This is a genomic window from candidate division KSB1 bacterium (genome assembly GCA_016214895.1).
GTDB lineage: Bacteria > Electryoneota > RPQS01 > RPQS01 > RPQS01 > JACRMR01.
Map to the genome: position 1 here is coordinate 464,884 of JACRMR010000002.1, position 25,875 is coordinate 490,758.

21 protein-coding genes are annotated in these 25,875 nt (G+C 60.0%); 16 read left to right on the forward strand and 5 right to left on the reverse strand.

The genetic code is table 11. The annotated features are described in order from the left end of the window. Positions 1 to 156 precede the first annotated feature (156 nt). Positions 157 to 1,503 (forward strand): FG-GAP repeat protein, encoded by a 1,347-nt coding sequence (locus HZB60_01860; GenBank protein MBI5058507.1) that lies wholly within the window; start codon positions 157 to 159, stop codon positions 1,501 to 1,503. Between the two features lie 182 nt (positions 1,504 to 1,685). Here the strand turns inward: HZB60_01860 and HZB60_01865 are convergent, their stop codons facing one another. Genes HZB60_01865 through HZB60_01880 form a run of 4 tightly spaced genes read right to left on the reverse strand, consistent with a single transcriptional unit; the run spans position 1,686 to position 3,887 of the window. Continuing rightward, complete coding sequence (locus HZB60_01865; protein ID MBI5058508.1) at positions 1,686 to 2,195, reverse strand: SRPBCC domain-containing protein; 510 nt, start codon at positions 2,193 to 2,195, stop codon at positions 1,686 to 1,688. Then, complete coding sequence (locus HZB60_01870) at positions 2,192 to 2,578, reverse strand: DUF1801 domain-containing protein (GenBank protein ID MBI5058509.1); 387 nt, start codon at positions 2,576 to 2,578, stop codon at positions 2,192 to 2,194. The genes HZB60_01865 and HZB60_01870 overlap by 4 nt, the downstream gene beginning before the upstream one ends. Further along, positions 2,579 to 3,553, reverse strand: coding sequence for an SRPBCC domain-containing protein (locus HZB60_01875; GenBank protein ID MBI5058510.1), 975 nt, complete (start codon positions 3,551 to 3,553; stop codon positions 2,579 to 2,581). Next, positions 3,534 to 3,887 carry a winged helix-turn-helix transcriptional regulator gene (locus HZB60_01880; protein MBI5058511.1) on the reverse strand — a complete coding sequence of 118 codons (354 nt, stop codon included), beginning with the start codon at positions 3,885 to 3,887 and terminating at the stop codon, positions 3,534 to 3,536. Before HZB60_01880 ends, HZB60_01875 begins: the two co-directional genes overlap by 20 nt. Positions 3,888 to 4,208: 321 nt before the next feature. Between HZB60_01880 and HZB60_01885 the strand changes: the two genes are divergently transcribed. Then, the gene (locus HZB60_01885) at positions 4,209 to 6,506 is read left to right on the forward strand and encodes a T9SS type A sorting domain-containing protein (GenBank protein MBI5058512.1); all 2,298 of its coding nucleotides are present in this window, start codon (positions 4,209 to 4,211) and stop codon (positions 6,504 to 6,506) included. 105 nt (positions 6,507 to 6,611) lie between these two features. Here the strand turns inward: HZB60_01885 and HZB60_01890 are convergent, their stop codons facing one another. Beyond that, complete coding sequence (locus HZB60_01890) at positions 6,612 to 9,497, reverse strand: hypothetical protein (protein ID MBI5058513.1); 2,886 nt, start codon at positions 9,495 to 9,497, stop codon at positions 6,612 to 6,614. Between the two features lie 396 nt (positions 9,498 to 9,893). Between HZB60_01890 and HZB60_01895 the strand changes: the two genes are divergently transcribed. From HZB60_01895 to HZB60_01960, 14 genes are read left to right on the forward strand one after another with little or no spacing between them, the layout of a single operon-like run. Beyond that, entirely contained in the window at positions 9,894 to 11,201 is a 1,308-nt protein-coding gene (locus HZB60_01895; GenBank protein ID MBI5058514.1) for a nucleotide sugar dehydrogenase, read from the forward strand. Between the two features lie 4 nt (positions 11,202 to 11,205). Then, positions 11,206 to 12,108: a decaprenyl-phosphate phosphoribosyltransferase gene (locus tag HZB60_01900; GenBank protein ID MBI5058515.1), complete on the forward strand. Its 903-nt coding sequence runs from the start codon at positions 11,206 to 11,208 to the stop codon at positions 12,106 to 12,108. 17 nt (positions 12,109 to 12,125) lie between these two features. Beyond that, positions 12,126 to 13,610, forward strand: a complete 1,485-nt coding sequence (locus HZB60_01905) for a carboxypeptidase regulatory-like domain-containing protein (protein MBI5058516.1) — start codon at positions 12,126 to 12,128, stop codon at positions 13,608 to 13,610. A 9-nt stretch (positions 13,611 to 13,619) separates the two neighbouring features. Continuing rightward, a complete protein-coding gene (locus HZB60_01910) occupies positions 13,620 to 15,032 on the forward strand; it encodes a hypothetical protein (protein ID MBI5058517.1) in 1,413 nt (470 codons plus the stop codon). Then, the gene (locus HZB60_01915; GenBank protein MBI5058518.1) at positions 15,029 to 15,973 is read left to right on the forward strand and encodes an SDR family oxidoreductase; all 945 of its coding nucleotides are present in this window, start codon (positions 15,029 to 15,031) and stop codon (positions 15,971 to 15,973) included. The genes HZB60_01910 and HZB60_01915 overlap by 4 nt, the downstream gene beginning before the upstream one ends. Further along, positions 15,970 to 17,082 (forward strand): DegT/DnrJ/EryC1/StrS family aminotransferase, encoded by a 1,113-nt coding sequence (locus tag HZB60_01920; protein ID MBI5058519.1) that lies wholly within the window; start codon positions 15,970 to 15,972, stop codon positions 17,080 to 17,082. The genes HZB60_01915 and HZB60_01920 overlap by 4 nt, the downstream gene beginning before the upstream one ends. Before the next feature lie 44 nt (positions 17,083 to 17,126). Further along, entirely contained in the window at positions 17,127 to 18,557 is a 1,431-nt protein-coding gene (locus HZB60_01925; protein ID MBI5058520.1) for a sugar transferase, read from the forward strand. Then, positions 18,557 to 19,678: an SDR family NAD(P)-dependent oxidoreductase gene (locus HZB60_01930; GenBank protein MBI5058521.1), complete on the forward strand. Its 1,122-nt coding sequence runs from the start codon at positions 18,557 to 18,559 to the stop codon at positions 19,676 to 19,678. The genes HZB60_01925 and HZB60_01930 overlap by 1 nt, the downstream gene beginning before the upstream one ends. Beyond that, entirely contained in the window at positions 19,675 to 20,613 is a 939-nt protein-coding gene (locus HZB60_01935; GenBank protein MBI5058522.1) for an NAD-dependent epimerase/dehydratase family protein, read from the forward strand. The genes HZB60_01930 and HZB60_01935 overlap by 4 nt, the downstream gene beginning before the upstream one ends. After that, a complete protein-coding gene (locus tag HZB60_01940; protein MBI5058523.1) occupies positions 20,610 to 21,311 on the forward strand; it encodes a nucleotidyltransferase family protein in 702 nt (233 codons plus the stop codon). Before HZB60_01935 ends, HZB60_01940 begins: the two co-directional genes overlap by 4 nt. Beyond that, positions 21,312 to 22,301, forward strand: a complete 990-nt coding sequence (locus HZB60_01945; GenBank protein MBI5058524.1) for a GHMP kinase — start codon at positions 21,312 to 21,314, stop codon at positions 22,299 to 22,301. After that, positions 22,298 to 22,873 (forward strand): SIS domain-containing protein, encoded by a 576-nt coding sequence (locus tag HZB60_01950; GenBank protein ID MBI5058525.1) that lies wholly within the window; start codon positions 22,298 to 22,300, stop codon positions 22,871 to 22,873. Before HZB60_01945 ends, HZB60_01950 begins: the two co-directional genes overlap by 4 nt. A gap of 48 nt (positions 22,874 to 22,921) precedes the next feature. After that, a complete protein-coding gene (locus HZB60_01955) occupies positions 22,922 to 24,223 on the forward strand; it encodes a UDP-glucose/GDP-mannose dehydrogenase family protein (GenBank protein MBI5058526.1) in 1,302 nt (433 codons plus the stop codon). Continuing rightward, the gene (locus tag HZB60_01960; protein ID MBI5058527.1) at positions 24,224 to 25,873 is read left to right on the forward strand and encodes an Ig-like domain-containing protein; all 1,650 of its coding nucleotides are present in this window, start codon (positions 24,224 to 24,226) and stop codon (positions 25,871 to 25,873) included. The last annotated feature ends 2 nt before the right edge of the window (positions 25,874 to 25,875 follow it).

The following is a 25,875-nucleotide window of genomic DNA, read 5'->3' on the forward strand; positions in this document are numbered from 1 at the left end:
GCTTGAGAGAGCACGAGGAGTGCGGGCAGTGGCCTGCGCTCCTCTCTCTCTCTGAGTTCATCGCATCCGCCCCGAACATCTCTTCGATCCCTCTCACTCGCGCGTGAGAGCGTCGCAAATCAGGCGGCCGGAACCCACCATAGAGGAATCCTCCCTATGAAGCGTGTTGGTTACATTTTGATGGCGCTCGTCGCCGTGCTGGTCATTTTCACGCTCGCGCTCGCCCAACTGGAAGGCAAGAACGCCAAGAACTTGCTCCGCGTGATTTCCGGCGAGCAGACCCGTGCCTACTTCGGCTCCGGTGTCGAAGGCGCCTACGCCTGGACCGGCGGCGCGAAGCTGTATGCGATCTCCGCAACGGGCGAAAACGACGGACCCGTACGTCGCGGCTATGTGAATCTCTACGACAACCTGCTGGCGGATGCGCCCGTCCTGACCATTCAGGGCGGGGTGGAGGGTGAACTGTTCGGCAGTTCGCTTTCGGGCGGCGGTGACTTCAACGGCGACGGTATGCCCGATCTCGCTGTGGCTGCCGACGGCGGCCAGGGCACCGGCCAGAAGCCGGCCGGAAAGGTCTATTTATATTTCGGAGGCCCGGACTTCGGCAGGTCCGCTTCGGCGGTTCTGACCATGGGAGAGTCAAAGGACAGCTTCGGCCAGTCTGTAAGTCTCAAGGACGATATCAATGGTGACGGCCTTGCCGACCTCATCGTCGGCGCACCACATTCGGCCAAATCGGGCGCCACGTCGGGCCGCGCCTACATCTGGTTCGGGAGGAGCGGAAGCGTGTCCAAGTCTCCGGATAAGGAAATCCGCCTTGGAACCATGAATGATCTCTTCGGAACTTCCGTGAGCACAGGGGATCTAAACGGCGACGGGACGGCCGATTTGGTAATTGGCGCGCCACACTTTGGAACCGAGGCCGATTACTTCGGTGCAGCCTTCATCTTCTTCGGCGGCAAAGACGCAAAGTTCTCCAGCGCATCTCAGATCCTGAAAGGGGAGAAGAGTTCGTTCCAGGATCAGTTTGGGTGGTCAGTGGCTGTCGTGCCGGATATCGATGGAGATGGCAAGGCCGAATTGGTTGTTGGCGCTCCACAGTGCTCGCAAGGCGGCCGTCAGCTGGGCAAGGTCTATCTGTACCACGGCGCAGAAAAACTGTCTGATGTGCCCTCTGCCACGTTCTGGGGCAGCGTCGAAGCCGGCAAGTTCGGACAGCACGTATTCAGTCTCGGCGATATCAACGGCGACAAGAAGGGCGATTGGGCTGCTCAGGCCGATCAGGAGTCCGGTAGCCGTGGCACCGTGCATTTCTTTTACGGCGGGTGGGACAAGGAATTCTACAAGTACACCGGAGAGGCCGTCGCCGATCGCCTCGGCAGTTGCCTCGTGAATATCGGCGACTTTGATGGCAACGGCTCAAGCGAAATCCTCTCCGGCGCCCGGTGGAACGACACCGAAAGTGAGAACTCGGGACGCTGCTATATTCTGAGCCTCGAATAGCGGGTCCAGCGGATTTGTGCACGCGAAGGGGCCGACTCGTCACTGAGTCGGCCCCCTTGTTTTCGCCGGTCCCAAGCAATTACGTCACATCGCTTTGACCGAAGCCTCCAGTCTTTCCAGGCTCTGCGTCCAGCCGTCCTTGTCGCGGTCCGGCATGACGTCGGTTGAGCTGAATGGAATGCTCAAGAACGGTGCTCCTTCATCGTGGACGACAGGTAAGCGTCAAGCTGATCGAACGTTCCGCCAAAACCGCCTTCCATCGACTTGAAGCCAGCCTCGAATACCTTCTGTTCTGCCTCCGATGCTTGCCACGGTGTGGCGTTCAGCGTTAGCATCGTCCCGCCGTTGGTATCGCGGAACATCACGATCGACAGGATCTCGAGCGGCCATTCCTCATGGCCCGGGTAACGCATAACCCTGCCCGCCGCATCTGAAAACGAGGAGATGTACTCTAAACGCTCGTTCGGAACGATCTCACGAAACAGGAATCGTCCCCACATCTCCTGACCGGTTTGAGATACCAGGCCGTAGTGAAAGACGCCACCAGGCCTCAAGTCAAGCTGCGCACGCATGATCGAGAATCCCCGCGGACCCCACCATCGGGCCAGCCGATCCGGTTCCGTCCACGCCTTGTACACCCACTCGCGTGGCGCATCGAATACTCGTTTGATTACGAACTCCGGTTCCGTCATCGCTCCTTCCTCTTTGGTTGTTTCGCCGCGCGTTGGTTCGCGATGGCTTGGTTCTCCGCAACTCTCGCTTTCACCAGTTTCTTGACCAGCGCCGTGGGCAGAGACCCGCCGATGGGAATATGGAGCGTGCCTTTCGACGCGCGGTAGGCTGCGATTTCATCGCCGAACTGGTCCAGAATCGTCGCGCTCATCGGAAATAGGCTGCAATGGTCCTTGAACGCCGCGTACGCGACGATCCCCTTGTCCAGTTTGAACGTCGGCATGCCGTAGCTTAACACCTCCGTGGCTTGCGGAATCACCGCGCGGATGGTCTCTCGCAGCTTCTCCAGGGTCGCCCGCGATGCCGGCGGCAACGACTTCAAATATGTCTCGACTTCATTCATTTAATGGACCTCCGGCGGTTGCAGCTCCCGCAGTAACTCCTCCAGCCGCTCGAACGTCTCGCGCATTCCGGCCTCCACACCTGCGGCAAGATGCCCGTCACGATCCTCCTGCGACTGATGTAACACGGTCTCCACGATCCGCGTCCGCTCGCCGAGGGCTTCGAAGAGAGTCGTGACCAGCGCCTCATGCTCCGGCAGCGGCTCATAGACAAAGGTGCTCACTATCCGGTCCGGCGGCGCAATCTCCTTGTACACTCCGTGGTACCCGTGCTCTTGCCCGTCAGGGGCGCGCAAGACGAATCGATATTGACCGCCGGGCCGAAAGTCGATTTGGCAGACCGGCATCGTCATACTCCGCAATCCCCACCAGCGCACCACATGTTCGGGCCGCGTCCACGCCTCCAGCACAAGCGTGCGCGGAGCATTTACGATCCGCGTCACTGTGAATTCCCGCGGCGATGGCAACGCGAGGCTCAATGCTCCCGCCAGCGTGATCCCGCTCGCCAGGTGCTCCGCAAGCCGCTCCAGGTGTTGCTTCGCGCCTTCGATCGCATTATGCTCCGTCACCACAAAATCCCGCCTTGCAGCCGTCGCAAACACCGCGTGCATCGTCAGGAGCGTCCCGCCGTCCACCGCCTCAAACCTGACCGTAACATGGAACCCCGACGATTCGTCGTGGCCGTCATCGTGGATGTAAACAAGTCGCTCCGGCGGAGCCAGCTCAAGATAACGCGCCCGATTGGGATAGTCCCGCCCGTCCGGCCCGTGCATCGTGTATCGCCATACTCCGCCCGGGCGAATGTCCGACTCATGGCTTGTCGTCCTGAAGCCGCGCGGACCCCACCATTTCACCGCTTGCTGCGGATCAGTCCACGCCTTGTACACCAGTTCGCGGGGAGCCCGAATCAGGCGCGAAGTTACGACCTCACGATCCGACGTGTCCGCCAACGCGGGTTTAGTTCCTGATGCCGCCATCCGTGTCCTCCTTTGCTTGCATTTCATGTAGGTAAGCTTCGAGTCGATCGAGACGCTGCTCCCAGAATTGCCGATACTGCTCCACCCAGTCGGCAACATCGTGCAGAGGCTTAGCATCCAATTGACAGGGCCGCCACTGAGCCTGACGGCTGCGCGTGATCAGACCCGCGCGTTCGAGGACCTTCAGGTGTTTTGTTACCGCTGGTGCGCTGATCCTGAAGGGCTTGGCAAGTTCAGCGACAGACGTCGCGCCAGACGCCAGATGCGCCAAGATCGCCCGACGCGTCGGGTCTGAAAGGGCTGAAAATGTTAAGCTTAAATTATCGAGAGCCATGTCTTTGAACCAATTGGTTAATTAACCTAATGGTAATATACGGAGGGAATTCCAGTTTGTCAAGTGATTCGGCAAGCGCGATCCATTTCTTGATTGCTTGCGCAGCTCGGGCCGATGCCAGGATCGTCAACCCGGAACCAATCCAGCGTTCCAAATTGGACTCAACAGGTCTGAATCCGGGCAGTCGGTGGGGCCGTCTCCCCGGCGCTTGATTGCCGCGCCATCCAGTGGTATATTGCTCCTGTTCATGCAACGGTCAAGTGATGCGAGCGACTTCCGCTCCGCCATCAACTTGACAAAACATTCTCCGCGAGGCGAATCATGAATCTCGTTACTTTGCTTGCCGGCTCGAGCTTGGTCGTGGCAGTGTCCTACGCACAGCCCGAACCGGATTTCGTCTGGATGCGCAGTTCGGGAGTTCCCGGATTGGATGTCATTACCTGTGTGTGCAATGCGGTTGACGACAACTATGTTGTTGCCGGTTACGCTCAAGTTGATGCCGGTTACGACATGACCATCACTCGTTTCAGCTTTGGCGGCGATACCCTCTGGCATCGAATGTATCACCTCGGCGATCAAACGGAAGCGGCGGCGATCGTCCAAACGGCCGAAGGCGGATTCGCTATTGCCGGGTATGTTTACGATCTGGCAAACACAATCACGCGCGTGCTGCTCGTTCGTATCGATGCCGACGGAGATACCCTGTGGACCCGGCTCATCGGAAACAGCGGCGAAGATCTGGCTGCTGCGTTGCGCGGATTGCCCGACGGGGGCTTCGTGATCGCCGGCAGCAGACTGTCGGACGCGGGCGATGCCGACGCCGCACTCGTGCGTACGGATAGCAACGGAGACACTCTATGGACACGGTCCTACGGTGACGCGCGCAACGAAGCGTTCGTCACCGTTGAACTGGTGCCTGACGGAGGCTTCATCCTCTCCGGCAATGCCGCCTTCGAGCAGCAGAACTGGAATTCCCTCGCCGTCCGGACCGATTCCCTGGGAAACGAAATCTGGAATCGCGTCTATGCCGCCGGCAACATTTACAGCTTCGGCGCGGGCGGAGTGCCGACGGCCGACGGCGGCTTCCTATTTCCGGGCACGCAGTATATGGCTGCGACTTCTCACTTCGCGTCCTACCTGATGAAGACCGATGCGAACGGCGGTACGCTCTGGACGCGGCTGCACAGCGTGAGTCCATTGGACGAAATCACCTTCGCATCCGCATCCACCGCGGACGGCGGAATTGTGCTGACCGGAACCGTTGGAGATCTTGATTCGGCCCTGATCGGGGCGCAGGTCGTCCACATGGACTCCGCGGGCAACTTCCTCTGGTATCGACTCTACGGTGCGGGCAGCGGTGCGCAGGCCACTGCAATCATGGAGACGGCGGTACACTCCTACATGATCACCGGAGTCTGGGACCTCGGGATCGGCAACAATTATGATGCGGTACTGGTCCGCACCGGGCCCGAGGGCCTGCGGTTTCGAACTCCGAATGCCGGCGCTGAGTTCGCGCTCGATTCATCTCTGGACATCACCTGGAACGGAACTGTTTACGGCGGTGAAGTTGCCATCGAGCTTAACCATGACTATCCATCCGGCGCATGGGAAACCATTGCGGCCTCCACCGCCAATGACGGCCTGTATGAGTGGACGCCGACCGGTGCCGAATCGGATCATGCCCGGCTCCGCATCGGCCACCTGTCCAATCCCGCGCTCAGTGACACGACGGACGGGGATTTCAGTCTGCATACGCCCCGGCTTCGGCTGGTCTGGCCCAATGGCGGAGAATTGATCCTAACCGGTTTGCGACTCTCCGTGCAGTTCGAGCGCGTGCTGGTGAACTCCAGACTTCAACTGCAACTGAAGCGGGAATTTCCCGATGGCGAATGGGATCAAGTGGCCACCAACATTCAGGCCGACAGCACGGCATTCTGGATCACGCGCTGGCCCGAAGGCGGGATGTGCCGCCTGCGTCTCCTGTCCATGACCGACTCCACGATCGCGGATACGTCCGACGCCGATTTCATCCTGCGCGCACCGAGCATCATTCTCGCGGCGCCGGGTGGAGGAGAGCAGCTTCTCGCGGGAGCGCCGTTCAACATTCTGTGGTCGGCGCCTGAGCACGAGGGCAACGTGCGGATTACTCTCAATCGCGACTATCCTGACGGGAACTGGGAAACTATCGCGTCCAATACCGCCAATACTGGCAACTACGCCTGGACACCGGACTTACCGGCCAGCGAGCACTGCCGCGTCCGCGTCGCCACGTTCTATGATGCCCTGTCCCGGGCAGAGAGCGCGGCGGATTTCTCGATCGTCGCTTCCGGTCTGGCCGACGCGGAGCCCGTGCCCACTGTATTCAAACTCGAGCCTCCCTTCCCGAATCCGTTCAATCAGCGAGCTTCGATCTCGTTTGCGGTGCCGATCGCGAGCGTTGTCGAACTCGCACTGTTTGATTTGAATGGCCGCCATGTCGCGGAGCTGGCCGCGCAGGCATTCGCTCCGGGGATTCACCGGCTGCAACTTGACGGCTCCGCGCTCGCGTCGGGTCTCTATTTTGTGAGGATGTCCGCGGGGGATTTCAGCGCAATCCAAAAACTCGTGCTGCTGAAATAACCTCAGACAAGAGTCGGTTCCACTCGCAGCAAACCCCGTCCACTGGACGGGGTTTGCTATGGGTCAGCCTCGGGACCGGCTTCGGCGCGGCGCGAACGGCGTCGCTCACTCAGAACTCGCGGTCACGCGATAGAAGCGACGAAGCGAATCCGTCGTTGTCGTAAACCAGGTTGCGCTCGTCGCACCCATCAGCGTCGGAGCGCCGAAACTTTCGTCGCCGCTCCCGTACACGCGATATTGCGGCACGCAACGCTCGCCTTCCCAGCGCAACCAAAGCTGATTCGCCCAGCGATTCGCCGTCAGATTCCGGGGCGGCGAAACATAGTAGTCCCCGAGATATTCCGAGAACCGCCCGCAGCTTGAGTCATACTCGGCGCGCCAGATCTGCACCGCTTCCTGTAAGGTCACAAAGCGAATCAAATTCAAATCAACATACGGCGCTAGCGCAAGGAAGCTGCTCCGCACGCTGTCGATGAAGCCGGGATTCACGTACTGCGCCTGCCCGAACGTCAGCGTCAGGGTGTGCATCGTCGCGGAGTCAAGCTGCCCCGCCTGTGCGCGATCCAGCAGGTCTTGCAGTCCGGTGAAGTCCGACTCATATCTGCCGACTTGCGGAAGCGGCGCGTTGTCTTCGTGCCGCAGAAAATCCTCGTTGCTCGACGGTTTCCAGATTCCCGCGATGTGAATCGTGTCCTCGTTCACGTGCAACCGAGTCCCACCGCCCCAGCCGATTTCGGCTTTCCATTGATAAGGAGGATAGTGAATCGCGGTCAGCGTGTCACGAAAATACTCCACCAGCGAACTCTCCGGCGGCAACACGATCATGCCGCCGACCACATGCGACGTCGGAACACCGGTCTGTTCCACCAAATACGCTACGTCGGCGCAGTTGTATTCGGACTCATGCGCATGCGGATCAATGGAATACCCAAGGTCCTCGTACATCCAACGCACCACGTTCTTGTTGTTCGTGGACTCCGTGCCCGTGTCGTACGCGTCCACGGCCTGCAGAAAATTCCAATCCGATTGGTAGTTGTACCGCACGCCGCCGCCGAACAGCCCGGCCAGCATATTCGCGAACTCAACCAACGCCGTGCGGTGGTTGTTGTAGATGATGGCGCTCGATAGATAGTCCGGATTCCCCGGCGGCTCCTCGTTGTGCGAGACGACGGACACATAAATCGGCGGCGCGTTCGGATTCAACGGCACTTCGCCGCTGGCTCCGATCGTCAGTCGCGAACCGGTTCCGGCAACCAATACCTGCGGCACCGTCAGCAATCCAAACGCATCGGAACTGACCGTCCCCGTTTGGATCACCGCGTTGTCGCTGAGCCGCTCGACTTGCCACGCGAAACCGGGACTTGCCGATGGATCGAACTGCTGCAAGCGACGCGGCGTCACGTCCACGTAGATCGACTCTGGCGCCGCCACCGTTCCCCACATCGATTGCAGGTCATTCCGCGTCAGCGTCACCTGCCACGTGCTGTCGTTGTCCGTGATGTTCGCAAAGTTCAAGTAAGCATTGAGCGCGCCAATCGAGTCGCCGCTCGTCATGTTGCCATCACCCGGATCATGGTTCGCGCTGCAGCGCGAGAAGCCCGGATAGGAGAGATCCCGACGGAACTGATACAGCCACTCGCTCGCGTGCTGTTCCGGCAACCAGGCCTGTGCGCCGCCGCTCTGTCCATGCCCGCGTTGATCAAAGAAGAACATGCACAACTGTCGTGCCGTGTCATAGTCGGCATACGTGTGAATCTTCTCCGCCCAACCCACCACCACGTCCTGCTTGCCATTAAACATCATCAGCGGCGGCAGAGCGTCAGCGGTCCGCAATTTCGCGATGGCTCCGGCGTTCAACCAAGTGTACGTGTTGTACCCGTTGCTCGCCGGAAGATTTGTCGCGACCGGCGCCCACAGCCGATCCGCCACGCGACGCTCAGCGCCGCCCGTGTTGTACGTATTCGCCGGATTCGGATCGTTCAAGAATGAAAAATCAAATTTCGGGACGGTTCCCCAGATCGCCGCAATGCGCTCCGGACGACGCAGCGCATAGAACACGGATCCGAGCGCGCCCATCGACCCGCCGAACATGTACACGCGGTTGCTGTCCACCGGCAAATTCGCCAGCGCCCAATCCAGCGTCCAGTCCATTCGCCGCAGCGTGAAATCCATTACCGTTCCGGAATCGGGAGCGGCCGACATTCCGCCCACATTCCGCTGCAAATCCTCGTGATACCCGAACCAAAAGGTGTTGCGCGTGGTATCGGCAATCTCATCATCCAGCGCCAGCGTCCACTCCTCAGGGTTGCCAACGCCACCGATCACTGCCATGTAGCTTCCGCCGCGGGCGTGCGGACGAAACAACAACGGATGCGGGCTGATTGCGCCACGGCGCACCAGCCCGAAATGAAACGGCACCGATGCGATATTCGCCAGCGCAGGATAGGAAGGAGCGCCGAAATCACTCGCCCAGTGTACGTAAACTTCCACGGTGTTGGTTCCGGAAACCACGGTACGCTGCAAAACCGGCGTGGGGACATGCACCTGCTCGCTGACCGGCAGTGCCAATGTGTTCTGATTGCTGACCACCGTGTCATTCTCGCCGCCGCCATCATAGGACGTAACCGCATAGTACACCTGAGCGGATGTCATGGCACTATTCACGAACAACCCCTTGGTTGCCGAGAGCGGCAAATTCGGGATCACGGCGAAGTACTTCGCGCCGCCGCCTTCCGCCGTCTGACCCCGGGCATCCCGTGACGAGTTCTGATCGACGTTTCCCAAGGCCGAGAGTCCGCTGACGTCGATGATCGGCGTCCCCGAGCTGTAGATGTTGTACCGTGTTTCAGCCCCGCTGACTTCATCCCATGTCAAGAAGGTCTGCCCGTCGCGGTGCAGGGCCTGCAAGCCCGTTGGTCGGGCCGGGACTGCGGCGGACCATTGTGCCGTTAACATCACCGCAAGCAAACATCTGATCCATGACTTCTGCATAATTGTCTCCGATTCAAGTACTTAGCCGTGCGCCCGTCGCTGGCCTTCGAGCCGCGGCTGACCGTCTCGCCGCCGACTTAGCTATTGGACACAGCGGCGCCAGGCGAAGTTGAACGCCATGTGATAATGTCGCGAGAATTCCGGCGGGTCAGGTCTAGCCAGCCGCCCGAAAAATGACCATCCAAGCGTCAGCCTGACTTACGTCCCATCCTGATCGCTGCGTTCATTACCGAATTCATACCGGGAACCCTGCCCCTTCTCGCCTCGTAAACTCTGGTATAACAATTGCAAAACTGCGGGCGGGCGAGGCAAACTCCGGGTCCGCCTGAATTGCTTCTTTGGGTTCCGGGGCGTATATTACCAATCTGTGCAATGCAAGAATCTAACGGTAAGTTAATGAATATCAAAGAGCTGCAAGAGAAGGTTCGGAACAAGACGCTGCACGTCGGCGTGATCGGATGCGGGTACGTCGGACTCCCCCTCGCGGTGGAGTTTGCCCTGAAGGGTATTCATGTCACCGGGATCGAACTCAGCGACGACAAAGTCAAACGCGTTAACGCCGGCGAGTCTTATATCCTCGACGTTCCGCAAGCGGATCTGGCCAAGGTCGTCAAGTCCGGCCACCTGAAAGCCACGACGGACTATTCGGTCATCAAGGATATCGACGCCCTCTCGATTTGTGTACCCACTCCGCTCAACAAGACCGGCGATCCCGACATTTCCTTCATCATTTCGGCGCGCGACGAAATCCTCAAGTACGCTCACAAGGGGCTGGTGCTCATTCTCGAGAGTACCACCTACCCTGGGACGACCGAAGAGCTGATCGTTACGGCATTCGAAGACAAAGGCTTCAAGATCGGCGAAGACATCTACATTGCCTTTTCCCCCGAGCGCGTCGATCCGGGCAACCCCGTTTATCACACAAACAACACGCCCAAAGTTGTGGGCGGACACACCGACGCTTGCCTGCAGGCTGCGCTCGCCGTCTATTCGGTCATCATCGAACATCTCGTTCCCGTTTCCTCGACCAAATCCGCTGAACTCGCCAAGCTGCTCGAAAACACTTTTCGCTCAATCAACATTGGACTCGTGAATGAGCTGGCGATCATGTGCAACCTGCTCAAAGTTGATGTGTGGGAAGTGATTCAGGCCGCCGCGACCAAACCGTTCGGGTTCATGCCGTTCTACCCCGGTCCGGGGTTGGGCGGACACTGCATCCCGATCGACCCGATCTACCTGTCGTGGAAACTGAAGACACTGAAATACCGCGCGCGCTTCATCGAACTTGCCGATGACATAAACGGCGGGATGCCCGAGTATGTGGTCACGCGAATCGCCGAAGCGCTGAACGAGCACGAGAAGTCGATCAAAGGCTCCAAAATTCTCGTCCTGGGCGTGGCCTACAAACGCGATATCGACGACCCGCGCGAGTCGCCCTCACTGGATATCATCGAAGAACTCGATGAGCGCGGCGCGCATGTCAGCTACCACGACCCGTTTATTGCCTCAGTTCGGATCGAGGGCAAGACCCACAAGTCCGTGCCGCTGACCGAGCAGTTGATCGCGGCCTGTGACGTGATCGTGATCAGCACGGATCACACCGCTATTGATTACGCGAATATCGTGGCGAAGGCCAAACTGATCTTCGACGCCCGCAATGCCACCAAGCAGCTCGGACCGCGTCCCAACGTCGTGAAACTCTGATCGCGTGCGGCAGTTAGTCGGTACTATTCAACTCGTCCGTCCCGCGCAGTGGACGAAGAACCTCGTCCTGTTCGCCGCGTTACTGTTCTCGCCGGCCAAAGTCGTGATCGAGAACCCCGCGGCGATCCTGTACGTCGTCCAGGGATTTCTGGCCTTCTGCTTGCTGTCCGGCGGCGTCTATGCGTTCAATGATCTGATCGACCTGCCGGGTGACCGACACCATCCGCGCAAGCAAAACCGCCCGCTGCCGTCCGGTCGGATCTCCCTGACGACTGCGATCGCGGTTGCCGGACTCCTGCCGGCGATCGCCGTCATTTGGGCGTTCCTGCTGGACCCGTATTTCGGGTGGATCGCCGTTGCGTATTGGACGACTAACGTTATCTACACGCTCGGACTCAAGCGCGCCGTCATCCTCGATGTGCTGCTCCTGAGTACCGGGTTTGTCTTTCGCGCGGTCGCCGGCGTGGCCGTGATCCGCTCGTTTCTCCCGAATGTCTATCTTTCCTACTGGTTGATCCTGTGCGCTTTCCTGCTCTCGCTGTTCCTGGCGCTGGCCAAACGACGGCACGAAATCGCTACACTCGGCGAGGCCGCCGCCGCGCACCGTGCCAGCCTCGCGCACTATAACCTTGCCTTCATCGACCAGATGCTCGCCACGCTCACGGCGGCGACCATGGTTTCCTACAGCCTGTACACCATTTCCGACGACACCTTTCAACATTACGGCACGCGCGACCTGTTCTGGACGCTGCCGTTCGTCGTTTACGGACTGTTCCGGTACCTGTACCTGATCTACTACAAGAGCGAGGGCGGCGATCCCTCGAGCCTGCTGGTGCGCGACAAGCCCACGCTGATCAATGTTGCTCTGTGGGGAATCGCCTCCGCTTCAATTGTCTATTTGAGATGATCACGGGGAGATGTACAATGAACTCCCGAACCGGACTCACAATCTCATTGCTGATCGTCTTGCTCGCGCTGTCGCTCGGATGCAAGAAGAAGGAAGACACGAAGAGCGGGTTATCCGGCCGGGTCTCCGTTGAGGGGGGGTCCGTCGAAGGTGTGACCGTTGAGATCTTCGAAGAACCGAGCTACGGAGACGCCGAAGTTTGGTACTATACCAACCGGGAACGGTCCGTCGGATTTCAATACTCGGCACCCGCCGCGTTTGACTGGCGGCGTGACGGCCGCCTGCTGTTGAGCCGAATCACGACGGACGCGGACGGACGATTCAATTTCCCCGACCTGGCCGAGAACAACTACATTCTTGTCGTCCGGCGCGACGGCTTTGGATGGTCAGTGCCGCGGTTGATCGAATTGCGCGGCGAAAGTCTGGACCTTGGTGTCATCCCGCTCTATGCCGAGACGCTCGTTCCCCAGACGCCACTCTCCGGAGACGTCACCTGGCAAGGCAACGGCCGGCACTACGTGCTCGAAGGTGATCTCAACATCCCCGTCGGGGTGTCGCTCACCATCGAGCCGGGGGCGTTCGTTCGCGTTGACGAACCCAATCGCATCGTGGTCAGCGGGGCGCTGAGCGCTACCGGCACCGTTGACGCGTATGTCTCGTTTACCTCGACTTTTCTCGCCCCCAGCCCCTATGACTGGGATGGCGTGATCTTTCTGCCCGGGGCTGAACGGCCGACCTTTGCCTACTGCCGCTTCGACTATGCCACGAGCGCCGTCCGCGTGCAAACCAACGGCGCCACATTCGATAACTGTTTCTTCAGCAACCTCGCCAGCAAGGCAATCGACTGCACCAGCCAGCTCCTTGGCGAGACCGTATCCCTCACGCGATGTGTCTTCGACCATGTGAGTCTCGATTTCCGCGTCTACGGGATTTCGACGGTGGATGTTCAGCACAATATCTTCTTCAGCGCCCGCACATTTGCCGTGAGCCTGCAAAGCGTCCGCGACGGCGAAATCTTCTGTAACTGGTTCCAGGACTGCGGCCGATTTGATACCTCCACAACCGAGCGGTCCGGGGTCATGCTGCTCGATGATATCCAGAATGTCGAGGTCTATCGGAACCATGTACTGCAATCCGCGTACGCCTTTGACCTCGGCTCCCGCGTCGATTCCACCGTCCTGATTCATCATAACATGCTGCGCTCCATCAATCGCGTGATGAACGTCGGGGTCACCGAAGAGCAATTGGGAGCGACCTACCCGTCGTTCAATCAGAATTGCATGATCTCGATCGACAAGATCAATGTGATCGTGAATTCGTGCCATATCAATACGCACAATATCGATTGCACCGACAACTACTGGAACACCAACAGCGCCGACGTGGTGCTGCGCGTGATGATTCTGGATTGCCGCGATAATCCCGAGGGCTTCATTAGCTTCGTGGAATATGAACCGATTCTGGACCAGTGTTCCGGCGACGTCGGCATCTGTCCTAATTAACTCTGCATCGTGCAATATATCGGCAAAGATGTCCTGACGCAGGGCTCGCTCCTGCATCTGAACAAGAAACTCGCGTGGGAACGCCTGCGGTCACGGGCCAAACAGGGCATCCGCAAGGCGCAGCGCGCCGGAATTCGCGTCGTCGAGTCGCGTGACCTCGACCTGATGGCGAAGGTCTGGTACAATCCCGACACACTTTGTACCGCGCTGGAACCGGAACAGAAAATGTTCCTGTCCTATGTCGGCGACGAACTCTGCGGCGGCATTATCGTCACCCCGGTCACCAGCAGTACGCTCTTCTATCACTACGGTGGCACGAACGAACTGGGCCGCCAGATCGAAGCGAACTCCTACCTGTTCTGGTATATCGTCGAGCAATTCGAGCAGAGCGACTTCCGCTATCTCGATGTCGGTGTCAGCTTTCGTCCTGCCCTGCAGCACTACTTCCAGAAATACTGCACGCAGCCTTATCCGATCCTGTTCCGCCCACCACCGGAAGACTCCCGCCCGCGCATCGCACTCGGACCCTTTACGACCCCCGATCTTGATTGGCAGGAACAGCAGCAGGTCGCGATCAACACCGTGCTCAGCGAGTATTTCGAAGCGGAGTTCACCTACCTCCCAAGTTGGGAGTTCGCCTTGCAGTCGGCGTTTCGTGCTCTGCAATTGCCGAAAGACGCGCGGATCGGCGTCTGGTCGTCGCACGGAATCGACGCCTATCTGAACTTGCTGCTGAACCTGTTCGGTGACCGTTACAGGTTTAGCGCCGAATCGCGCGAGTGTGATGCGGTTCTGGTCTGTCATCGCTGGGGCAAGCTCTGCGAGGCCGCCGAGTCGTTGACCGCGCTCTCTGTTCCGTTGATCGAAGACTGCCGCGACTGGATCCCCGGCGATGATCAGGCCGCCAACGCCGGCCACTTCGGCAAGTACGCGGTGTTCGATTTCGCGCGCTGGTTCCCGCTGCAGTTCGGGGCGGCGCTGGTCGGCGAATATTTTGCGGATCAACAGGTGTGGGACGACTTCCATTGTCTCGACGTAACCAAACGGAATACGGTCCGCGAGGCCTTGCAACTGCACTGGCCGCGCCGGGCGGAGTATGCCCGCCGGCGCGCCGCGAATTGGAATCGCTATCGCGACCTGTTCGACCTGCTCGGCATGAAGTATCTCCCGGCGCACCCCCATGCCTCACCCGCGGCCTTCGTCCTGCGCGCTGAAGGACCCTACCCGGCGACCGCGATCGGCGAACGCCTGCGCGAATTCGGTGTGAGCTGCGAATCCGATCGACACGAAAACCTCGTGGCACTGCCTTGTCACGCACAGCTGCGTGAACGCCACATCGATTACATTTTCGGCGCATTCCGCGGCATGGTCAATCCCTGCCATACCTACGTGAGAAAAGACCCGGAGACGGAGCACGCATGAGTGCACACAATTACCTCGTGACAGGTGGCGCGGGTTTCATCGGTTCGAATATCGTGGAAGAGCTCCTGGCTCGAGGACAGCGCGTCGCGGTATTCGACAACTTCAGTACCGGCAAACGCGAGAATCTGGCGCCATTACTCAGCGACATCGAACTCGTCGAGGCGGATCTGCGGGATTTCGACGCCGTCAAGCGCGCCTGCCAGGGCCGAGATTTCGTCTTGCACCAGGCCGCGCTCGGTTCCGTCCCGCGATCGGTGGCGGACCCCGAGACGTCCCACGAGGTCAATATCACCGGGACCCTCAATGTGCTGATGGCCGCGCGTGACGCCGGCGTTAAGCGAGTCGTCGCCGCGTCGTCGTCTTCCGTTTACGGCGATACGCCGACGCTGCCCAAAGTCGAGTCGATGACCGTGCTGCCGATGTCGCCCTATGCGGTAACTAAACTCGCGTCCGAAAAATACTGTGCCGCCTTTTTCAAGGTCTATGGCCTGGAGACCGTCGCGCTGCGCTACTTCAATATCTTCGGCCCGCGGCAGGATCCCAACGGCCAGTACGCCGCCGTCATTCCGCGCTTCATCACCGCGCTCATGAACGGACAACAGCCGACGATCTATGGCGACGGCTCGCAATCGCGCGACTTCACCTTCGTCAGCCTCGCTGTGACCGCCAACCTGCTCGCGTGCGAAGCGCCCCATGTCGCCGGAGAATTCTACAACGTTGCCTGCGGGGGACAATATTCCCTGCTCGACGTCCTCAGAGAAATCAACCGACAGCTTGGCACGGCAATCGAGCCGCGCCACGAACCTGCCCGCCGCGGTGACGTGATGCACTCACGCGCCGATATTTCCAAAATCCAAGCCGCTATGAATTACCACCCCGCCGTCAGCCTGCAATCCGGTATGGAACGCACCGTCGCGCACTTCGTACAGGTGGCCGCATGAACGTCCCGATGCTCGATCTGCCCGCCCAGTTCCGCAAAATTCAACACGAAGTCATGCCCGAGGTCCAACAGGTCTTCGACTCGCAGTACTTCGTGCTCGGTCCCAACAACAAGAAGATCGAACAGCAGATGGCGGAGCTCGCCGGGATGCCGTTCGGCGTCGGTACGGCCTCCGGCACCGATGCGCTGATCCTCTGTTATCTCGCCGCGGGCCTCAAGCCCGGCGATGAAGTCATTACCACGCCGTACACGTTCTTTGCCACGGCCAGCTCCATCGTGCGGATCGGAGCGAAACCGGTCTTCGTCGATATCGAGGAAGATAGCTTCAACGTGAACCTCGATCACGTCGAAAGCCTGCCGAATCTCCGCGCCAAGGCGTTCGTCCCCGTGCATCTGTTCGGTCTCGTGATCGACCCGCAGCGGCTGCTGGCCATCTGCCGGCGACACAAAATGTGGCTGATCGAGGATGCCTGTCAGGCGGTCGGGGCGACCCGCGATGGGTTCACGGCGGGCGGCATCGGCGAACTTTCCGCCTTCTCGTTCTACCCGACCAAGAATCTGGGCGGTGCCGGCGACGGCGGGATGGTGCTGACCCGCACCGAAGAACTGGCCACCTTCGCCCGGATGGATCGTATCCACGGTGGACGCGATCGCTATTTCTACGATCGCATCGGAACTGGCGCCCGGCTCGATGAGCTGCAAGCGGCCGTACTGTCCGTGAAATTCAAGTACCTGAAAGCGTGGAACGAGCACCGCCGGGCGATGGCTGAAATCTATAACTCCGGACTGAAGGGCACCGCTGTCACGACTCCGACCACGCCGGCCGGGGCTTACCACATCTATCATCAGTATGTGATTCGCGCTCCGCGCCGGGACGAACTGAAGGAGTATCTGAAGACCAAGGGGATCGGCAGCGACATCTATTATCCCGTGCCCCTGCACCTGCAAAACTGTTTCGCCGATATGGGGTACAAGCAAGGACAATTTCCGGTAGCCGAGCGGACCGCGCTGGAGTCGCTCGCGCTTCCCATCTCCGCCGAACTCAGCCCGGCGCAAGTCGAGTATGTGTGCGCGACGATCCGCGAATTCTACGGTGGTGGTGGCGCATAATGCAGCATCCCCGCTGCTCCCGGATCTAACGAATACGACATCGAATGGCGCAAGTGAACGAACACTCGATCTGGATGAGGCTTTTCCAACAGATCGCCGACATCCTCATGACGGTGATTTCGTTTGTGACGGCCTTCGCGGTTCGTTCCCAAATCCGGACTGTGTACTTCTTCGGCAGCGCCCAGTCCGTCGATAGTTTCGCGAATATTCTGATTATCGTCGTTCCGGTCTGGTGGTTCTTTCTCGATATTCAGAAGGCCTATTCCGAGGCCGGACGCGTGTCACTGCGCGATGAATTCAACCTCGTGGTGCGAACGGCCCTGTTCGGGACGCTGACGCTGCTGGCCATCGCGTACATCCTCCGGCTCGAATCTCCGCCGCGCTCGACGATCATCCTGTTCGTCGTCATCAATGTCGCGTTGCTGTTTCTGAACCGCATCTTCTTCCACAATGTTCGCGAGTACCTCCGCGCCAAAGGGGAGTTCGCGAAGACGATCCTGATCGTCGGATCCGGCGATAAGGCACAACGATTCCTGAACGCCCTCTCCGAGCACGCGGAGTGGGGGATTGACCTGGTCGGCTTTGTGGAACTCGACCGGAACAAGATCGGTAAGGAAGTGATGGGCGCGAAAATCCTGGGCGGACCCGAACACCTGCCCGAAATTCTCCATTCCTATCCGATCCACGAAGTCGTGTTCGCGGTGCCGACGCGAATGCTGGCCGACTGCACCGACATGCTCGCCCTCTGCGAACAAGAGGGGGTCCGCGCCGTTATCCTCTCCAACTTCTTCTCGAGCCTCGTGGCGATGGTCGATGCCGAAGTCCAGTACGATCAGCCCGTCCTCATCTACTCGACGAACCGGCATCGGGAGTGGCAGCTGCTGGTGAAGCGGCTGATCGACCTCGCCGTCTCCCTGGTCCTGCTCGTGCTGTTGGCCCCGCTGCTGGCCGTGGTCGCGATGTTGATCAAGTTCGGCGACGGTGGGCCCGTATTTTATACGTGGAAGGTCGTCGGCCAAAACAAGAAAAACTTCACCGGCTACAAATTTCGCACGATGGTCGTCAATGCCGACCTGCTCAAAGAGAAACTGTTGGCGCAAAATGAGATGAAGGGCATCGCCTTCAAGATGTCCAAGGATCCGCGCATTACCAGAGTCGGTCACTTTCTGCGAAAATTCAGTCTCGATGAGTTGCCGCAACTCTGGAGTGTCCTGAAAGGCGATATGTCCGTCGTCGGTCCGCGGCCCCCGCTGGAAACCGAGTTGAAGCGCTTCGAGAGCTGGCATCGCCGCAAGCTGTCCGTGAAACCGGGACTAACCTGCCTCTGGCAGGTCTCCGGTCGCAGCACCATTACTGACTTTGATGAGTGGGTCAGGCTCGACTTGGCCTATATCGACAATTGGTCACTCTGGCTCGACTTCAAGATCCTGCTGAAGACGATTCCCGTGGTACTCACCGGCCGAGGCGCGCACTGATGCACGTGCTGATCACGGGCGGCGCGGGGTTCATCGGATCGCACACGTGCGATGCGCTGCTGTCCGGCGGGCATGATGTCACCATTCTGGACAGCCTCGAAAAGCCGGTTCACCTCAAGGGCAAGCCAGCCTACCTGTCCCCCAAGGCCCGCTTCATCCTGGGCGACGTGCGAAACCGCGACGACATGCGGCAGGCGCTGGACGGCGTCACGGCCGTGATTCATCTCGCCGCCTACCAGGACTACCTCCCCGATTTCAGCAAGTTCTTTCACGTCAATGCGGTGGGTACGGCGCTGCTCTACGAGTTGATTGTTGAGCACAAGATGCCGGTGGATCGCGTGGTCGTTGCTTCCTCGCAGGCGGTCGCCGGCGAAGGCCGGTATGCGGGATCGGACGGCGCGCTGTTTCACCCGGAGTTGAGAACTCCGGAACAGCTCGAGCGCGGCGACTGGGAGTTTCGTGACGCGGCGGGCAGCCCGCTCACGTGGCGGCCCACGCCGGAATCGGTTGCGAACCCGCGGAATCAATACGCGCTTTCCAAATACTCACAGGAACTCATGACGCTGGCCTTCGGCAAGCGCTACGAAATCCCGTCTGTCGCGCTGCGCTATTCCATCGTGCAGGGGCCGCGCCAGAGTTTCTACAATTCCTATTCGGGCGCGTGCCGGATCTTCTCGCTCAGCTACTATTTTGACCGGGCGCCGCTCATTTACGAAGACGGAGCGCAAGTTCGCGACTTCGTCAATATTCACGATGCCGTCTCCGCGAATCTGCTCGCCCTGCAAGATCAGCGTGCCGTCGGTCAGGTCTTCAATGTCGGCGGCGGTCGTCCGTACACCGTGACGGAGTTTTGCTCGATCGTCGCGCGCGAGTTCGGTAAGGAGCAACTCGCCCCGCGCGTGCCGGGCCTCTACCGGTTCGGCGATACCCGGCACATCTGCTCGGACATTTCGAAGCTGAAAGCGCTCGGCTGGAATCCGGTTCGTGACGCCGCCGAGTCCGTCCGTGAATACCGTGAATACCTTGAACAACAATCGGACATCGAGGATCTGCTCGACTACGCCGAAAAGCACATGCAGTCGCTGAATGTCGTGCGCGCCACGCGGGGAGTGAGTTCGTGAGAATCCTGGTCACGGGCGGAGCGGGCTTCATCGGATCACATCTCGCCGACAAGTTTCTGGCGGAAGGTCACGAAGTCGCCGTGCTTGACAATTTCAGTACCGGTTTCCGTCGCCATGTGCCGCCGGCCGCGCGACTCTACGAGGGCGATCTGCGGGACACGGCCTTCCTGCGGCGCGTCTTCGAGGACTTCAAACCGGAGGCGGTTGACCACCATGCCGCGCAAATCGATGTGCGCAAGTCACTCGAGGACCCGGCCAGCGACGCGCAAACGAATGTCATCGGATCGATCGCACTGATCCTCGCCGCCGTGCGCGGCGGCGTGCGAAAATTCGTGTACGCCTCCACCGGCGGCGCAATCTACGGCGAACCGAACTACCTCCCGGCCGACGAAGCGCACCCGGTGCGCCCCGAGTGCGCTTACGGAATCTCCAAGCACACGGTCGAACATTACCTCGAACTCTACCGTGTGCTCGAAGGGCTGCAATACGTCGTGCTTCGCTACTCGAATGTTTACGGCCCGCGGCAGAATCCGCACGGCGAAGCCGGCGTCAACGCGATCTTCATCGGACGGATGTTGGAGGGCAAGGCACCCACGATTTACGGCGACGGCGAGCAACTGCGCGACTACATTCATGTCGGCGACGTCGCGCGCGCTAACTTGCTGGCATTGCGTCACGACCGATGCGAGATCTACAACATTGGCTGCGGGATCGGCACATCGGTGAATGAAATCGTACGCCTGCTGTCGAGAATTATGAACTTCCGCGAGCTCCCGATCTACGCCCCGGCGCGTATGGGCGAGCTGCAGAAGATCTATCTCGACGCGCGCAAAGCGAAACGCGAACTCGGCTGGATGCCGGCCATGGATTTCGAGACGGGACTGCGCGAAACGGTCAACTGGTTCCGGCAAGCGCGCGCCGCGGAACCCGTGTGAAAGCATTTCTGCTCGCGGCCGGCGTCGGTAGTCGTCTCGGGGCGTTGACCGAGCACACGCCGAAGTGCCTGTTGCCGATCGGCGGACGACCGTTGCTCGATTTCTGGTTCGAGGCGTTCGCCGCCGCGGGTGTTACCGACGTACTGATCAACTTGCATCACCTGCCCGATCGCGTTCATCAGTACCTTGATCGACAGCCGTATCCTGTGCGCGTGCGGCGGGAATTCGAGCCGGTCCTGCTGGGGAGCGCCGGGACCATTCGGGGTCACCGGGACTTTGTGGCCAACGACCAGTCCTTCTTGATCGTGTACGCCGACAATTTCGCGCGCGTGGATCTGCGCCGGCTGATGACCTTTCATCGGGAACACCGCAATCCCGTGTTGTCCTTGCTGGCCTATGAGACCGACGAGCCGACCCGCTGCGGCATCCTTGAGTTTGACTCTGCTGAGCGTGTCGTCTCCTTCGAAGAGAAACCCGCGCGGCCCCGCACGACGTTCGCCAACGCCGGGATTCACGTTGCCGCGGCCGAGCTGTTTGACTATCTGCCCGCGGAACTCCCCGCCGATCTGGGGTTCCACGTCCTGCCGCGGCTCGTCGGCAAGATGTTCGGCTATGTGACCAACGAGTACATTCAGGACATCGGAACCCCTTTAACTTACGAGAAAGTGCAGCGGGATCTTGCCGCGCAAAGCAATTAGATGGTCATTTCCCAGACACCGCTGCGGCTGAGCTTCGCGGGCGGCGGCACGGACCTCGCTGAGTACTACCGCGACGGCGCGGGCGCGGTCATCTCGACCGCCATTGACAAATACATCTTTGTCATCATCAAAGAGCGCTTCGACGATCGCATCTTCATCAACTATACGAAGAAGGAAATCGTGGATGCCGTGCCCGAGATCCAGCACGAACTGGTCCGCGAAGCCATGCTCAAGACCGGCATTGAACGCGGGGTTGAAATCTCGATGCTCGCCGACATCCCGTCGGAAGGCAGCGGCCTCGGCTCCTCGTCCTCGCTGGTCGTCGGTCTGCTGAATGCATTCTACATGTTCCGCGGCGAACAAGTCACCGCGGAACGACTCGCTCGCGAAGCCTGCGAGATTGAAATCGGCCGCTGCCAGAAACCCATCGGCAAGCAGGACCAGTATATCGCCGCGTACGGCGGGATTCGTCGCATCGAGTTCAGGCCGGACGACAGCGTCGGCGTGGAGCTGGTCGAACTCTCCGCCAAGGGCATGTGGCACCTCGGCCAGAATCTGATGCTGTTCTATACGAACCGTACGCGAAGTTCCGCCGAAATCTTGACCGAACAACGAGATTGCACCAGAAGCAAACGCGAGACGCTGGCCGCCATGCTGCCGCTCGTGGACCGCATTCGCGATGCCCTCGGCCACGAAAAGTTCGACGAAGTCGGCCAAGCCCTGCACGATGGCTGGATGCTCAAACGCAAGATGGCGTCGCGCATCAGCGACGCCTGGATCGACGATCTCTACGACCGTGCCCGCCACGCCGGTGCCACCGGCGGCAAAATCGCCGGAGCCGGTGGCGGCGGGTTTCTCATGCTTTACGTGCCGCCGGTCCATCAGGAAAGCGTACGGTCCGCACTTTCCGACCTCTATGAAATGCCGTTCTTGCCGGAGCGGGACGGCAGCAAAGTGATCTTCAATCTGCGACGCTACCCGTTCAAATGATGGCTTCAAAACGCGACCATATTCTGAACTACCTCGGTGATCTCCGGCGCGTGCTCGATGAGCTTCCGCTCGACGCGGTCGAGGCTGTGCTCGATGTCTTCGAACGCGCCTACGCCGCGGACAAGACCGTCTTTATCTGTGGCAACGGCGGATCCCACGCCACCGCCAGTCATTGGGTCTGCGACTTCTCCAAAGGCTGCAATGCGCCCGCCAAACGCCGCCTGCGCATGATTTGCCTCGGCGACAACCTGCCGATGCTCACGGCGTACGCCAACGACGTAAACTACGATGCGGTCTTCGCCGAACCCCTGCGTACCTATGCGCGACCGGGAGATGTCGTCGTCCTGCTCACGGCCTCGGGCAATTCACCCAATGTACTCGCGGCGGCCACCGCGGCGCGCGAGATCGGCGCGATTACCGTCGGCCTGATCGGATTCGGCGGCGGGAAGCTCGCCGAACTGGTTGACCACCAAATCACGGTCAGCTCGCGTGAATACGGCCCGGTCGAGGACTTGCACATGATTCTCGATCACATCATCAGTCTGTATATGCGACGAGTGATTTCGAACTGATCGCTCGTTCGCGACACCCCACTTCTCTCTCTTCCTAATCCCCTACACATGCGTCTCACGGTTGTTGGAACCGGTTACGTCGGCCTGGTCACGGGAGCCTGCCTCGCTGATACCGGACATCATGTCACCTGCGTTGACATCGACCAAAGCAAAATCGCCATGCTCGGGCGCGGCGAGATTCCCATCTACGAACCCGGACTCGAAGAAATTGTCAACCGCAACGTCGAGAAGTTGCGGCTGGAATTCACCACCCAGCTCGCCGGCGCGGTCCCCGACGCGGAGATCGTGATGATCGCCGTCGGCACTCCCTCGGCTGACGATGGGTCCGCCGATCTGTCCTATGTGCTGGCGGCGGCACGCGAAATCGGCCAGAGCATGAATGGCTACAAAATCATCGTCAACAAGTCCACCGTCCCGGTCGGAACGGGCGATCTCGTCCGCGCGGAGATCGCGAAACACACGAAACACGAGTTCGATGTCGTCTCCAATCCTGAGTTCCTCAAGGAAGGCGATGCCATCAATGACTTCATGAAACCCGATCGCATCGTGCTCGGCGTCAGCAGCAAACGCGCCGAGGAAATCATGACGCGACTCTACGCGCCGTTCCAGCGCACCGGCTACCGCATCATCGTCATGGACGTGCGCTCGGCGGAAATGACCAAGTACGCCGCGAATGCCCTGCTGGCAACGAAGATCACCTTCATGAACGAGGTCGCCAACCTCTGCGAGGAGGTCGGCGCCGACGTGACGTCCGTGCGCTACGGTATCGGCTCCGACAAGCGCATCGGCACGCACTTCTTGTTCCCCGGGGTGGGCTATGGTGGCTCCTGCTTTCCGAAAGATGTGCTGGCGCTGATCAAAATGGGAAAGGAGAATGCCCGGCCACTGCAAATTCTGGAAGCGGTGCACCGCACCAATGACAAGCAGCGCATACGCATTGCCGAAATGGTCGTCAGGAAGTTCGGCGAAAATCTTGCGGGTCACACGTTTGCCCTCTGGGGTCTATCGTTCAAACCGCGCACCGATGACATGCGCGAAGCCCCCTCAATCTACACCGTGCGTGAACTGCTGCAACGCGGCGCAAAAGTGCGAGCTTACGACCCGGCGGCCATGGTGGAGGCCCGGAAAGTCCTCGGCAATTCCGTGGAGTATGCCCACGATTGCTACCACTGCCTGTCCGGTGCCAGCGCTCTGCTGATCGTCACCGAGTGGCAGGAGTTCCGCGACCCGGATTTCGCGCAGATCAAAAAATCGCTCAAGCAACCGCTCATCTTCGACGGACGAAACCTGTTCGAACCCGATGACATGCGCGCACTCGGGATTGAATATCATTCCATCGGTCGCCGCTAAGTGAACTCCCGGCTTCGGCCCATCCGTGTTGCCGCGGGCCTGCTCGCGATGTTACTGCTCTGGTCCTGTGCGAAGGTCGGCGTGCCGCCCGGCGGTCCGGAAGACAAGACCGGCCCGACGATCCTGCACCATGTCCCGGAAGCCGATGCCATCAATGTGCCGCGCAAACTCACGGCGCGACTCGTATTCTCGGAACCCGTGAGCCGTGCCTCTGTCGAAGCCGCGCTCTTCTTCGCGCCGGAACCCGGAAATAGACTCCGCTATGCGTGGCACGGAAACTCGCTTGAGCTGGAGTATCTCGACTCGCTGGCCGCCGACCGTACCTATGTGATCAGCGTCGGAAGCTCCGCCAAAGATCAGCGCGGAAATCCGGTCGGATTCACCTACACCATGGCCTTTTCGACCGGCGCTCAGATCGATCGCGGCCGACTCGCCGGTGTCATCGCCGACGAATCCGCCGCGCAGGCCGTCGCCGTTTGGGCCTACGCGTTGAGCGCAGGTGATACGGTGGATCCCGCCCTGCGCTCTCCTGAGTATCGTTTACAGGCGGCGCGCGATGGGTCGTTTCGTTTCGGCTATCTGGCCCAGGGGCGCTATCGCGTGTTCGCCGTTCAGGACCGGAACTTCGACGGCAAGTGGCAGCCGTCAACCGAACGCGTCGGAATTGCTCCGTGGGATGTCACGGTCACGGACACTGTCGATGCGTGGGCCTGTTTCAAACTCTCACGACAGGATACTGCCGCGCTACGAATCCTTGGAGTTCGCGAGATAGACCAGACTCGGTACGAAGTCAAACTCGGCGCGGCGCTGGACTCTGCCCAAGTCTGGCAGTTTACACAGGCGAATCAACTCCCGGTGACCGCGATCGCCGCCGTGGTGGACAGCGGCGGGACTGATACTTGGCAGGTGTTCACCGGCGTACCGCTCGAACCGGGAGCGTGGACCATCCGCACGTCAGACGGCAGATTGCAGGACACGCTCACGGTGCGCGCGCGACCCGACACCTCGCGGCCGAGGGTACGTGAGACCATTCCCTTGGCCAACCGCCCGGCGCGTACGCTGTCTCCATTTCAGATCGAGTTCAGCGAACCCGTCCTCACGGCGGACGGCTTCGCCGATTCCCTTCTGATCATATCGACGAAACCCGAGACCCTGCGTGTCGTCACGGATTTCAAGGGTAGTCCGACCGCAGGCTTGACCTTCGTCGCGGAACCACCTTACGTGGAAGGCGAATCGTATTTTCTGCGCGTTGACGGCAGGTTGATTCATGATGTCAGCGGTAATCAGCTGGCCGACACCACGGTTGAGTTCCGCTTCTCGTACTATCCGGCCGATAGCCTCGGATCCGTCGCCGGTGAGATCGCAAATGAGTCCGGGCCGTTCCTGATCCGACTGCTGCACGCCCAATCGCGCATCGCCGTGCTAACCGAGCGCATCGTGGCCTCGACATTCCGCATCGACCGCCTTGTGCCCGGTAAGTATGTACTCGAGGTCATCAGCGACCGCGCTCCCGACAATCCGGGCCGCTTTGACTACGGCTCCGTTTACCCCATGGTCTTCTCCGAACCCTTCAGCGAGTCCGCGGACACCGTGACCATTCGCGCGCGCTGGGAGTACGAGACCACGATCCCCTGGTCGATTCACCCTTAGTT